A 12,250-nucleotide genomic window follows, 5' to 3' on the forward strand; every position below is an offset into this window, starting at 1 on the left:
TGAGAGCTACCGCTTGAGAGAAAAATTGGAAAACTAGGGAGTGGGCAGGTGGGTCAATTTTGTTGTCCGAAAATGGATTAAATTTTTTGGCCATTGACAAGTACTTTGTTGAGCCTTAAAAAAGAAGTCAGATTTAAAGCCATCCAGGTTATAAAATCCACTTTAAAGGGAGAAGACCTTCAGGCTGCTCTGGATAATACCTTATCTCAACTATTAGATACAAGAGACAAGGCCTTACTTACAGAATTAAGTTATGGTTATTTTAGGTATAAAAATCAACTGGAATTTATCTGGCAGCGGTTTATAAAAAAAAGTGCCCATTTACCCCTGGAAATCAATATCCTTTTAAGTACTGCTGTTTATCAGCTGTTGTATTTAAGTAAAATTCCTGCTTATGCTGTTATTTCCTGGAGTGTTGAATTTAGTAAGCAAAACTATGGAGAGAAGTTAGCCGGTCTAGTTAATGCAGTCTTGAGAAAAATCTCTCAACTTAGCTTGGAAGAGGATTTTTTTAAACAGGATAAAGCAGATACCCTTACTTTTTTAAGCCGCAAATATGCTGCTCCCACCTGGCTGGTTCGCTATTTACTAAAAGATTTGGGAGAAGAAAAGGCCTTAAAATTTCTTGCCAGTTCCCTTTCCAGGCCCCTTAGTTCTGTTTTATTGGCAAAAAATTGTGATTTATCTGCCTTAAGAGAGGCTATTGAGGAAAATACAGAAGTAGGCTTTAGTATAAAGAAAGGCAGAGAAGAAGAAGTATTTAGGTTTTTAGAGGCTAAAAAATGTCTTTTTTATAATCAAAGTATTGAAAGTCAGAAGATTTTGTTAAGCCTTTTGGAGGAAAAGGACCATTTGGTTTGGGATGCTTGTGCTGGAAGTGGAGGCAAGTCTTTTATTTTATCCAGAGTGAATAAAAAGGTCATTGCGTCAGATATAAACTGGAAAAGGCTTTGTTTTTTAAAAAAGGAAAGCAAGCGTTTGGGATTTACTTTAATGGGAGTGCTTAGAGCAAGTGCTTATGCCTTGCCCTGTGCGCAGGTGGAAGGTATTTTGCTGGATGTTCCCTGTTCTGGTCTGGGTGTTATTGCGAGAAGGCCGGATATAAAGTGGAAAAGAAAGGAAGAAGATATTTTAAATCTGGCTAAGATTCAAAAAAAGATTTTAAGTAAAGTAGCATCCAGAGTAAAAAAAGGAGGAAAAATTTATTATCTTACCTGCACCTTAACCAGGAAAGAAAATGAACTCCAGATTGCAGAGTTTTTAACTGCTTATCCGCAATTTAGTTTAGAAAAGCAAATCTTGCCAGATTGTTCCAGGCAGGAGGTGTTTTTTGGAGCTTGCTTGCATAGAAAATGAGGATAGACTAAAGGTAAATTATAACCCTTAATTTTTATAGTTTTTTATGATTTACAAGCTAACAGAATTAGCCAATTATGTTTTTGACCCCTTGCATCGTCTATGGGAGGGAAAGGTTTTTCAACAAAAAATTGCAGGGGTTTTGGTTTTAACTTTTTTAATCAGTTTATCCTTAAGTGAATTAAAAAGACTGGGTTTACTTCCTGAATTTTTCTTCTCTCCCTGGATAAAGGCCAATCCCTTTTGGGCTGTGCATCTGGCCTTTTCCCTTTTGCTTGTTTTTGAAGTGATAAGCTTTATCTTTGTTTTACCCTGCTCTGTGTCCAAAGCAGTGGGTAAACAATTGGAGATTTTATCCCTTATTTTTTTAAGAAACTGCTTTAAATTACTCATTTCCTTAAATGAACCCATAAGTTTTCAAGGGCATCTGGACCTGGTTTTAAAAATAGGTGTGTATGGGCTGGGTGCTTTGTCTATTTATGTAATTATTTTGTGGTATTACAGGATAATTGGGCGGGAAAAGGAAAAATCTTCCTCCAAACAAATCAAGGGAGAAAAGATATTCCTTTTTGTAGGTGCTAAAAAATTCGTTTCTCTAATCCTTTTGGGCCTTTTCATTCTTTTAGGTGTTTATAATCTTTATGCCTTAATAATGCATAAAGGTCTTATTGCCTTTTTTAATGAGTTTTATACCATTTTAATCTTTAGTGATATTTTGATTGTTTTGATTTCCCATAGGTTTTTTCCAGCTTTTAGAGATATATTTAGAAATTCTAGTTATGCTGTGGCTACTTTGCTTATGCGCCTTTGCCTAACTGCACCTATTTATTATGATGTATTAATAGGAGTTATGGCTGCAGTTTTTGCTCTGTTAATTACCATCAGCCATACTAAAACCCAGGTATTATAATTTTATATTACAGGACTGGGGCAAATCTTGCGATAAGCACAAAAGGAACAGGGTTCCTGGCTTAAGCTGGGTTCAAAATAATCTTTTTCCAGCATATCAGTACATACCAGCTTTAAAAGTAGAGGGAGATTTTGGTTTAAGAGTTCTTGTTCTTCCTTGAGGTTTTTTTCTGTAAATAAAAGAGTTATTTTGGGCTCGTAGGGAGCCAGGTAAACCCAGCCACCATTGATATCCTTATCCTGGGTTTCTGTTAGAAGAAAAATATAAAAGGGAATCTGGAAGTCAAATTTCTTCTCTTTTAAAGAAGTCAAATCTGTATACTTAGTAATTACTTCCCTTATTTTGGCAGTGGAAGTAAGTTGCTGACCTGTTTTATAATCCAGGACTATGAGCTGATTGGCATTTTTTATTATTTTATCTATTTTACCTTTTAGATAGATATTATTAGTTAATTTATACTCTACCCTTTTTTCAAGCTCTTCAACTTCATATCCAGAATAAGTATTGCTTATGGTTTGGATATATTTTTTTAGTTTATGATAGGTAATGTGTCTTAAAAATAGTTTTTTATCTTTATCCAGCTTTTCTAGCAATCCCATCTGTCTAAAGTTTTCATCTAAAATTTCCCTTAAGTTTTCTATGTATTTATCTTCTATGCATATTTTCTTACCCTTAAAAGGCCTGAAAAATACTTCCAGGGTTTTGTGAACTACTGACCCCAGTAAGGCCGAGTCAAAAGTGCCCAGTTTCCTTTCTTCTTTTAATTGCAAGATATAGTTAAAATAAAAGAGTAGTTCGCATTTCAGGTAAGTGTTTAGATGAGAAGGAGAAATACCCTGGAGAAGAAGTGTTTTTATCTTTTCTTTATGCTCTTTTGTTTTGGGCAAGGAAGTCTTGGTGTTTAAGGCACTAGAGCTTAGAGGTGTAGATAGTTGTTTGAAAGCTGGTTCTTTTTTTTGTTTTTCCAGTTCCCAGATTATCTTTTCTACAAACCTGCTGGGAATGTTTTTCCCGCCTAAAAAATCTTTTTTTTCACTGGTAGTAAGCAAAAAATACACTTCTTTACTGGCTTTAAGCAACCTGGTTAAATGATAGCCCTGGATTTGTTCCTGTTTTTCCTGTTGGGGAAGGTTTAAAAGAAGCCTGATTTCGCCAGATAAAAGAGGGTTGGGAGAGCTTGATTGGGGAAGATTGCCTTCTTCTGCGCCTAAGACCAGGACCTTGTTAAAGGCCAGGAGCCTGCTTTCCAAAAGTCCCAGGACTTGGATTCCGGCCAGGGGTTCTCCTTTAAGGGGAAGAAAAATTTTTTGAGTGAGGTTTAAGATTAAATGCAGCCCCTTTTTCCAGGACAGGCTCTGCTCCTGTAAAGGAGATAATTTTAGCTGGCTTAAGACCTGTTCCTGCCAAACTAAAAGGGATTTTAAGCCCGTAGGCTCTTCTAATTCTAAACTGGTAGCCTGCTGGGTAAGGTGTAAAGCTTTAAACAGTTCCTGGAAAGTTTTTACCAGATTTTTTACTGTGGTTTTTTCTGCTGGTTGGTAATTTAAATAATTTTGAAAAAGGGATAGGATAAAATCTAGAGCTTCTTTTAGGTCGGGGTTATGAATTTTTACTTTTTTTATTTCTTCCAGGGTTAAGTAGGCTTTTCCCTGTTCCTTTAGTCTTAAATCAAGTTGAAAAATATCTTCTTCCAGCAGTCTTCCCTTTAGTTTGTTGTTTTTAATAAAGGGATGTTTGATGAAATCCAGAAAAGAGGGAAGGTAAATATATTCTTCCTGCCTATGCTCCATTAAGTTTTTTATAATTTGTAAGAAGGAAAATATTACCGAATATTTTAAGGGATAGCCCAGAGCAAAGTTTACTTTTTTGTCTTTAAGTTCAAACATAAGAGGCTTTAGGGTGTCGTTTACTGTGGTTAAAAGGGCTATCTTATCAGGTTGGCTGGGATTTTCTGCCAGGTGGTGTTTTATTTCTTTTATCAGGGCATGATAAGTAGAGGCAAAGACAAAGGAAAATTTGGGCTCTGGATAGTCTTTTTTACTTAAAGTCTGAGGAGTTAACTTTAATTTTTTTAGCTCTCTTACTAAAATGGGATGTATTTCTTTGGGGTCATCTTCAAAAAAGAACCTGGCTCCCTGGTCTTTTAAATAACTAAAAATAACCCGTTCGCTCTGGGTAAGGGCAAAGAAGCCAACCAGCCAGGTTTGCAGGTCTGAGTCCAATACCTGTAAATTGTTAGCCAGGGTGCGAAAACAAAAGCCTGGAGTGGTTAGGCGGTGTTGGTGAAATTTTCTCTCCAAATCTTCTTTTATCTCTTTTAGGTGAGTTAAGATGTATTCTGTGCAGGTGTTTGCTTGAAGACTTAAGTGGATGTTGGGGATATCTATTAGTTCTTTATCTGTTTCTTCCAGTAGTTCGTAGAAAGAGTTGGACCATTCCAGGTAATTTTCCAGGGAAAGAAAGTTTTGAAAGTAAGGATAGGTAAGGTGGATAAACTCCAGGTAATTGATCAGGGAATAGGGATGGATTTGAATAAATTTTAAAAAAACAAAATCCTCTAAACTGTAAATTTGAGGAGGAATAAAGGGTTTGGCTATTTCCTGCGCTAAATAATAGCGTAAAAAAAGCCCGGACCTTCTGGAAGGAAGAATGATTTGCAGGTGAGCCAAGTTTTCTTCTTGGGCAAGTAATTTGGCTATTGTTTGTAAGAAGTTTTCCTGGGGGTGGATAAGATAGCTTGCACTCATAAAACTGGCCTTAATTCTTCTTCTTCAAAGTAGATTAAATAAGCTTCTGTTTCCTTTTTAAATATATTTTGAAGCAACTGCTGATATACTTTCAACTGTTTTTTATGGTTTTCTTCACTATCCTCTTGCTTGGAAAGTTTTAAATCCAGAATTACTAGTTTTTCAGGAAATACTAACACTCTGTCTATACGATAGATATTCCCTCTAGCATCTATTACTTCCTGCTCTTTTAGCTCCTTAGTGCAGGCAGTAAAATTTTTTTCCTGAAGTAAAGTTAAAATAATATAAAACTTTTCCCTTATTTGTTTATGCTGGATTAAATCCTGGATGTTTTTTTCTTTATGGAGATAGAGTAAGCTTTGCTTTTGAGCAAAAAAGGCCCAGGCCTTTTCCAGGGCCTGGTCTAAGCTGGATTGGTCAGGTTTAAGCTGAGGTAAAAAATACAGGATAAGATGTAAAAAATCTCCCAGTAAAATGTATTTTTTAGGTGCTTTGGTATTTTCCTGAAGAAAATATTTTTTTAACATGCTTCTTTCTCCAGGAGGGTTTTAAGGATTTTACCCACGCCCCTGTCCTGATAAAAACAGTAAAGTTCCCTTTCTGCCCTGGTCAGGGCTACATAAAGCAGGTTGAGGCTTTCAATGGCTTTTTGGGCCTGCTCTTTCTCCAGATAGGGTTTGATTTCTTCAGCATAAGGTTTTTTTATGCGCACCAATCCTTCCTGCGGCAGGTAGAGCAGTTGAACCTTTTCTGGTTCCCAGTCTATTTTAGGAACAATAACTACGGGAAATTCCAGTCCCTTGGCGCTGTGAATGGTTAAAAGGCGAAGGGCATCTAAATTTTCTGGCACTTCCAGAAACTGCTCGGTTTTTCGTTCTTCCCAAAAGGTAAGAAAGGAAGAAAGGGGAAGAAAATCCAGGTTGGTAGTAAAAATAAGCTCCAAAAAGTATTCAATAAAGGGCAGATGCTCTGGAAACCGTCCATAAATATCTTCTTCAGTTAAAAAGAGCTGCACTAAGTCATAGCAACTGAGATAAGAGGTCTGATTTAAGTAAAAGGCCAATTTATCAAATAACTCTGGATGGTTTTCTTTAAGGGCTAAAAGCAAAGGTTTATCTGACTCCTTCTGGCTGTAGAGGGAAACATCTGGGTTTTCTTTGAGCAAGAAAAAAGAGCCCAGTAAATAGAGGTCTTCCAGGGGAGAATCTAGAAAAGATAGCCAGCTAATTAGGCCTCTAATGACCCGGGAAGTCTCCAGGAGCAGGCTGTTTTCAGAAATAGCTGGAAGGTCTGCTTGCCATAACAGGGAGGTAAAGTGGCTTACCTCCTGGTTTCTTCGACACAGGATGGCAATGTCTTTCAGGGAATAATGTTTTTGTAGCTCCTTTAGGGTGGAAATTACTTTCCTTTCTATTTCTTCTTGTTCTTCCAGGGCCAGATAAACAGTTTTTCCCTGGATATTGGTAGGTTTGGGGGCTGGTTTTTGTTTTACTTCTGCAAAAAAGGTCTGTATTTTTTCTTTTAGTTCGTTGTTATCTTTTGCTAAATTTTCTAATATAAGGTCAAGTTTTTCTCTTACCTGGCTAAACAAATTGTTGTTAAACTCTATAACTTCTGGAGTTGAGCGCCAGTTGTATTCTAAAAGGCAATCTTTTACTTCCAGAGAAAAGTCCCTTTCTATCTGGTTAAAGATTTCTGGATTGGCGTTTCTCCAGATATAAATGGATTGTTTACTGTCTCCAACCAAAATTAAACTTCCACCTTCACTCAGGCTGTTTTCAATAAAAAACTTTAAGATTTGCCACTGTTCTAGGCTGGTGTCTTGAAACTCATCCAGGAGAAAGTGTTTCCACCTTTCTCCCAGCAAGCAAAAGATATGGGGAAGATTAAATTCTTCCAGGCAGGTTAAAAGAGGTGCGTACCATTTGGAAGGAAGAAGAAATCCTTCTTGAGATTGTAGTTTAGCTAATTCTTTTTCTAAATAGTTACATATCTGGGTATAACTTTTTACTTTTGCTTTAGCCAAAGCAAGCAGGTAGGCATTTCTGGTTTCTTTAATCTGGGCAAAAAGTGTTTCTTCCCTCTCTTCTACCAGGCCTTGATAGTCCTTTTTCAATAGTTCCTTTACACTCGACTTGGAGAAGCAGGAACTATTCAGGTTTGTTAGAGGGTCTTTTAGATTATTATTCCAGGAATATTTCCATTCTGCCTTAGAGTCTTTTTGGTAAATGCTTTCTACTAAATCCAGCCCCAGGGTGTTTAATTTTTGTTCTAAACTGGTCAGGTCTACCTCTGTTCCTTCTTTTTTTTCTACCCTGTTTGCCAGGCGGGTGGTGATTAAGTCCATTATCCGGCTTTTTAATTTGGGCTGTAAATAAAAGCCAGAAGGTTTTTCTATGTTTAAATAGGAAGTGAAAAGCTCTTCGCTTTGAGGTGCTTTGTTTCTAAAAAAATTGTCTATTAGTTGCTCTAGGATAAGGGTTTCTTTTAGCTCTACAAAGAGGTTTTTGGGCCAGTTTTGGTCCAAGCCCAGCAGGCTTAAAAGGGAAAAGAGAAAGCTATCAATGGTTTTGACTTGAAAGCTTGCATAGTGTTCAAAGATGAGTTCCAGCCATCTTTGGGCCTTGGAAGAAGAAAAACCTATTTCTTGAGCTAGTTTTTTACCTGCAGGAGTGCCCAGGATTATTTCCTTTAGCCCTTTAATGATTCTGGATTTCATTTCCTTGGTGGCCTTGTTGGTAAAGGTTAAGGCGACCAGGGACTTTAAGTTTTCTAAGCTGGGCTCGAGTTGGGCTAGATGCCAGAGGAAAGCCTGCATCAAGGTATAGGTCTTGCCTGCTCCAGCTGAAGCCCGGATGCGTAAAATAAAGGGGTAAGAGAGGGAAGAGGTGAAAAGGGATTTCATCAGCTAAAAAGTTTTTTGGTAATCTTGGCTACATAGCTTCCTTGAAAAGTTGCTCCTGCTAATTCTTTGTCACTGGGCCACCTGGAGCCATCCCCGCCAGCAATTGTGGAAGCACCATAGGGCGAGCAGCCCATGATTTCTTCCAGGCCCATCTGTTCCTGAAAGGAATAGGGAAGACCTACTATAATCATGCCGTGATGTAAAAGGGTAGTATGGAAGTTCAAAATGGTGCTTTCCTGACCACCATGCTGGGTAGCTGTACTTACAAATACACTCCCCACCTTGCCTATTAAACTCCCCCTGGCCCAGAGTTTGCCTGTGGCATCTAAAAATTGACGCATTTGAGCACACATATTGCCAAAGCGGGTGGGAGTGCCAAAAATAATTCCCTGGTAGTCAGCCAGTTCCTCCACAGTGCAGATAGGGACATTCTCCTGTTTTTGTTTAAACTCCAGGGCGTTCATTTTGGTTAGCACTTCTTCACTTAAAGTTTCAGGTACTTTTTTGAGTACACCCTTTACTCCTTCTACCTGCTCTATTCCCTTAAGTACTGCCCTGGCCATTTGATAGACATGGCCATAAAGAGAGTAATAGAGTACCAGTATTTTCATAACTTTCTCCCTTTGTTTTTCCAATTATTGTTTATTTTCTACCCCACCCTTTGTAGCAAAAGGGAAGATTTTTTACCAGTTTTATCTTTGAGTAAAAAGTTGGTCTGGAATAAACAATTTCAAAGGAGAAAAATTATTTTTGTTCTTGACTTTTGCTTTAAAAAAGAATTATGTCCATAAAAAAAGAGGTTTTTTAGAATGATTGACGAAATAGATAAGAAGATCCTGAACTTGCTCCAGGAAAATGGGCGCATGAGCAATGCGGAGATAGCCAGGCGTTTAAAGATGGCTCCTTCAGGGATTTTGGAGCGAATTCGCAAGCTAGAAAGTAGTGGTATAATTGAAAATTATGAAGTGCGCTTGGACCATAAAAAGCTGGGGTTGGTTTTAACGGTTTTTATTTTAGTTAAGACCGCTGATCCTGTTGGCTCTACAGCCATCGGGCATGAGATTGCCAGAATAGAGGAAGTGCAGGAAGTCTTTTATATTGCTGGCGAGTTCAACTACCTGGTAAAGGCCAGGGTTTCTCACACAGATGCCCTAACCGAGTTATTAAAAAAATTCGGGAAAATAGAGGGAGTTATTGATACCAGGACCACTCTGGTCTTGCAGGAAATTTTGGAGACTTTGAGGCTGGATTTATCCGAAGTAAAGGAAAGGAAAAATAGGCGTAAGCGTAAAGAATAAGCAAGGAGGATATAAGATGCTGGATAAAAAGGTATTGAACGAAAAAATTAAAAGCAGAGGCAAGGAGTTTTTTGCAAGCATAAAGGGAGAAGCTCCTTCAGTTTTTAATAAAAGCTGGTGGACAGGTAAGGTAATGGACTGGGCCATGCAAAATGAAAACTTTAAGGTCCAGCTCTTTAGATTTGTAGATGTACTTCCCTACTTGGATAGCACAGAGTCTTTGACCAGGCATATTGAAGAGTACTTTACGGGTAAGGAAAATGACTTGCCAGCAGTATTAAAATGGGGGGCCAAAGGTGCTGCTGGTTTTGGCAAGGGCCTGGCTGGTAAGCTTTTGGCCAAGACCATTCGTTCCAACCTGGAGTCCATGGCCAAGCAGTTTATTATTGGTGAAAATACCAAACAGGCTATTAAAACTTTAAATAAACTTAGAAAAGACAATTTTGCTTTTACTGTGGATATCTTAGGAGAAGCTACAGTAAGTGAAGAAGAAGGTATTTTTTATCAAAATAGCTACCTGGAATTATTAGATGCCCTGGCCCAAGAAGCCAAAAAGTGGAAGGGGTTAATAAGTGGAGGAGATTTGGACTGGGGATATGCTCCCAAAGTAAATGCTTCCATTAAGCCTTCTGCCCTTTATTCCCAGGCTAAGCCTGTGGACTTTGAAAATACAGTCCAGGTTATTTACGAGAGATTAAAACCCATTGTGCGCAAAATAAAGGAGATTGGCGGACACCTCTGCATTGATATGGAGCAATATCTCTTTAAGGATATTACCTTGGAGGTGTATCGTCGTTTAAAAATGGATCCAGAGTTTAGGGATTTTGATGAATTAGCTGTGGTTTTACAGGCCTACTTAAAGGATACAGACAGGGATCTGGATGAACTTCTGGATTGGGCGAGAAGAGAAAAGGTCAAGATTTCCATTCGTCTGGTAAAAGGTGCCTATTGGGATTATGAGACTGTGATTGCCAAGCAAAGGGGCTGGGAGATTCCTGTTTACACTATTAAGGCTGAAAGTGATGCTGCCTTTGAAAGACAGGCGAAAAAGATTTTGGAAAATCACGATATTTGCTATTTTGCCTGTGGCTCTCATAATATTCGGACCATTTCTGCTGTTTTGGAAACAGCCCTGGCTTTGGGCGTTCCAGAAGAGCGCTATGAATTCCAGGTGCTCTACGGAATGGCTGAGCCTGTGCGCAAGGGGCTGCTAAATGTGGCCAAAAGGGTACGCCTTTATGCTCCCTATGGCGACCTTATTCCTGGTATGGCCTATCTGGTCAGAAGGTTGCTGGAAAACACTGCCAATGAATCCTTCCTGCGCCAGAGTTTTGTGGAAGGGGCTGCTCTGGACAGGTTAATGGAAGATCCGGAGATTATAGCAGAAGAAGAAAAGGCCAAGCGCAAGGAAAAACAACAAAAAACTCAGGCAGAAGGAGAGATTCCTCCTTTTACCAATTTCCCTGCTCCAGATTTTACCAAGGAATTTGAGCGCAATGCCTTTCCTAGAGCCATTGCTGAAGTGAGAAAGGAGTTGGGTAAGACCTATCCTTTACTTATCAACGGGGAAGAAGTCTTTACTGAAGACAAGCTTGCCTCTGTCAACCCGGCCAACCCGGATGAAGTAATTGGTTATGTTTGCCAGGCTTCTACCCAAGAAATTGACCAGGCCATTTATGCAGCTAAAAATGCTTTTCCCCTGTGGAGGGATTTGAGCCCTCAAGAAAGGGCCAACTATCTTTTTAAGGCGGCTGATTATGCCCGTAAAAATATCTTTAACCTGGCAGCCTGGCAGGTTTTAGAAGTGGGTAAGCAATGGGATCAGGCCCATGCTGATGTGGGTGAGGCCATTGACTTTCTGGAATACTATGGGCGTGAAATGTTAAGGCTGGGTAGTCCCAGAAAAATGGGAAGAGCACCTGGAGAATTAAATCACCTTTTCTATCAACCCAAGGGTATTGCTGCAGTTATTGCTCCCTGGAACTTTCCTCTGGCCATTTCCTGTGGCATGACTTCTGCTGCCCTGGTTGCAGGTAATTGCGTACTCTATAAGCCTGCAGGTCCTTCTTCTGTAGTGGGCTATACCCTGGCCCAGATTTATGCTGCTGCAGGCATTCCCAAGGGAGTATTTAATTTTGTGCCAGGTAGGGGAAGTGTGATTGGCGATTACTTGGTAGAGCATCCAGATATCAGCTTGATTGCCTTTACTGGTTCTATGGAAGTGGGGCTTAGAATTATTGAAAAGGCAGCCAAAGTTCAGCCTGGGCAAGAACAGGTGAAGAAAGTCATTGCTGAAATGGGTGGTAAAAATGCCATTATTGTAGATGATGACGCTGATTTGGATGAAGCCATTGTGCACATTATCTATTCTGCTTTTGGCTTCCAGGGACAAAAGTGTTCTGCCTGTTCCAGGGTTATTGTCCTGGAAGAAATTTATGATCGTTTTGTAAAGCGTCTGGTAGAAGCAGCCAATTCCATTGCCATTGGACCTGCTGAAGATCCTCACAACTACATGGGGCCAGTTATTGATGAAAAGGCTCAGAAAAAGATCCTGGAATATGTGGAGCTGGCCAAACAGGAAGGTAAGGTCCTGCTTATTAGGGATGATTTACCCAAGAAGGGATACTATGTGCCTTTAACCATTGTGGAAGGCATTACTCCTGAGCATCGCTTGGCCCAGGAAGAGATTTTTGGCCCAGTGTTGGCTGTAATGAAGGTCAAGGATATAGACCAGGCCATTGAATGGGCCAACTCCACCCGCTTTGCCTTGACTGGCGGCATTTTCTCCCGTAGCCCAAGGCACTTAGAAAAGGCCAAAAAAGAGTTTAGAGTGGGTAACCTTTACTTAAATAGAGGTATTACAGGCGCTTTAGTGGAGAGACAGCCCTTTGGTGGTTTTAAAATGTCTGGTGTGGGCTCCAAGGCAGGAGGACCTGATTACTTGTTGCAATTTATGGATCCTCGTTGTACCACTGAAAATACCATGCGTCGTGGTTTTGCTCCTATTGATGAAGGCGACGACTGGATAGAATAA

8 protein-coding genes are annotated in these 12,250 nt (G+C 39.5%); 4 read left to right on the plus strand and 4 right to left on the minus strand.

From position 1 onward, the window contains the following. Window positions 1-108 precede the first annotated feature (108 nt). Window positions 109-1,356: a transcription antitermination factor NusB gene (locus tag ACTCIM_RS08995; RefSeq protein WP_464278702.1), complete on the plus strand. Its 1,248-nt coding sequence runs from the start codon at window positions 109-111 to the stop codon at window positions 1,354-1,356. Window positions 1,357-1,402: 46 nt separating this feature from the next. Next, entirely contained in the window at window positions 1,403-2,266 is an 864-nt protein-coding gene (locus ACTCIM_RS09000; protein WP_464278701.1) for a hypothetical protein, read from the plus strand. A gap of 2 nt (window positions 2,267-2,268) precedes the next feature. Here ACTCIM_RS09000 and ACTCIM_RS09005 read toward each other — a convergent pair whose 3' ends face one another. The 4 genes from ACTCIM_RS09005 to wrbA are packed head-to-tail and all read right to left on the minus strand — an operon-like array spanning window position 2,269 to window position 8,529. Then, the gene (locus tag ACTCIM_RS09005) at window positions 2,269-5,013 is read right to left on the minus strand and encodes a PD-(D/E)XK nuclease family protein (RefSeq protein ID WP_472315104.1); all 2,745 of its coding nucleotides are present in this window, start codon (window positions 5,011-5,013) and stop codon (window positions 2,269-2,271) included. Further along, a complete protein-coding gene (locus tag ACTCIM_RS09010) occupies window positions 5,010-5,540 on the minus strand; it encodes a PD-(D/E)XK nuclease family protein (protein WP_464278697.1) in 531 nt (176 codons plus the stop codon). The genes ACTCIM_RS09005 and ACTCIM_RS09010 overlap by 4 nt, the downstream gene beginning before the upstream one ends. Further along, window positions 5,534-7,918 carry a UvrD-helicase domain-containing protein gene (locus ACTCIM_RS09015; protein ID WP_472315106.1) on the minus strand — a complete coding sequence of 795 codons (2,385 nt, stop codon included), beginning with the start codon at window positions 7,916-7,918 and terminating at the stop codon, window positions 5,534-5,536. The genes ACTCIM_RS09010 and ACTCIM_RS09015 overlap by 7 nt, the downstream gene beginning before the upstream one ends. Then, window positions 7,918-8,529: an NAD(P)H:quinone oxidoreductase gene (gene wrbA / locus ACTCIM_RS09020; RefSeq protein WP_464278694.1), complete on the minus strand. Its 612-nt coding sequence runs from the start codon at window positions 8,527-8,529 to the stop codon at window positions 7,918-7,920. The genes ACTCIM_RS09015 and wrbA overlap by 1 nt, the downstream gene beginning before the upstream one ends. Window positions 8,530-8,727: 198 nt before the next feature. Here wrbA and ACTCIM_RS09025 point away from each other — a divergent pair, with 198 nt between their 5' ends. Both ACTCIM_RS09025 and pruA read left to right on the plus strand, forming a co-directional pair. Further along, complete coding sequence (locus ACTCIM_RS09025) at window positions 8,728-9,216, plus strand: Lrp/AsnC family transcriptional regulator (RefSeq protein ID WP_464278693.1); 489 nt, start codon at window positions 8,728-8,730, stop codon at window positions 9,214-9,216. A 16-nt stretch (window positions 9,217-9,232) separates the two neighbouring features. Continuing rightward, window positions 9,233-12,250 (plus strand): L-glutamate gamma-semialdehyde dehydrogenase, encoded by a 3,018-nt coding sequence (pruA, locus tag ACTCIM_RS09030; protein ID WP_464278692.1) that lies wholly within the window; start codon window positions 9,233-9,235, stop codon window positions 12,248-12,250.

The organism is Desulfonauticus sp. (assembly GCF_055126295.1).

Bases quoted from the DNA above. Each gene is read 5' to 3' on its own strand.
- ACTCIM_RS09000 (WP_464278701.1), top strand. From the start codon at position 1,403: ATGATTTACAAGCTAACAGAATTAGCCAATTATGTTTTTGACCCCTTG.
- ACTCIM_RS09005 (WP_472315104.1), bottom strand. From the start codon at position 5,013: ATGAGTGCAAGCTATCTTATCCACCCCCAGGAAAACTTCTTACAAACA.
- ACTCIM_RS09010 (WP_464278697.1), bottom strand. From the start codon at position 5,540: ATGTTAAAAAAATATTTTCTTCAGGAAAATACCAAAGCACCTAAAAAA.
- ACTCIM_RS09015 (WP_472315106.1), bottom strand. From the start codon at position 7,918: ATGAAATCCCTTTTCACCTCTTCCCTCTCTTACCCCTTTATTTTACGC.
- wrbA (WP_464278694.1), bottom strand. From the start codon at position 8,529: ATGAAAATACTGGTACTCTATTACTCTCTTTATGGCCATGTCTATCAA.
- ACTCIM_RS09025 (WP_464278693.1), top strand. From the start codon at position 8,728: ATGATTGACGAAATAGATAAGAAGATCCTGAACTTGCTCCAGGAAAAT.
- pruA (WP_464278692.1), top strand. From the start codon at position 9,233: ATGCTGGATAAAAAGGTATTGAACGAAAAAATTAAAAGCAGAGGCAAG.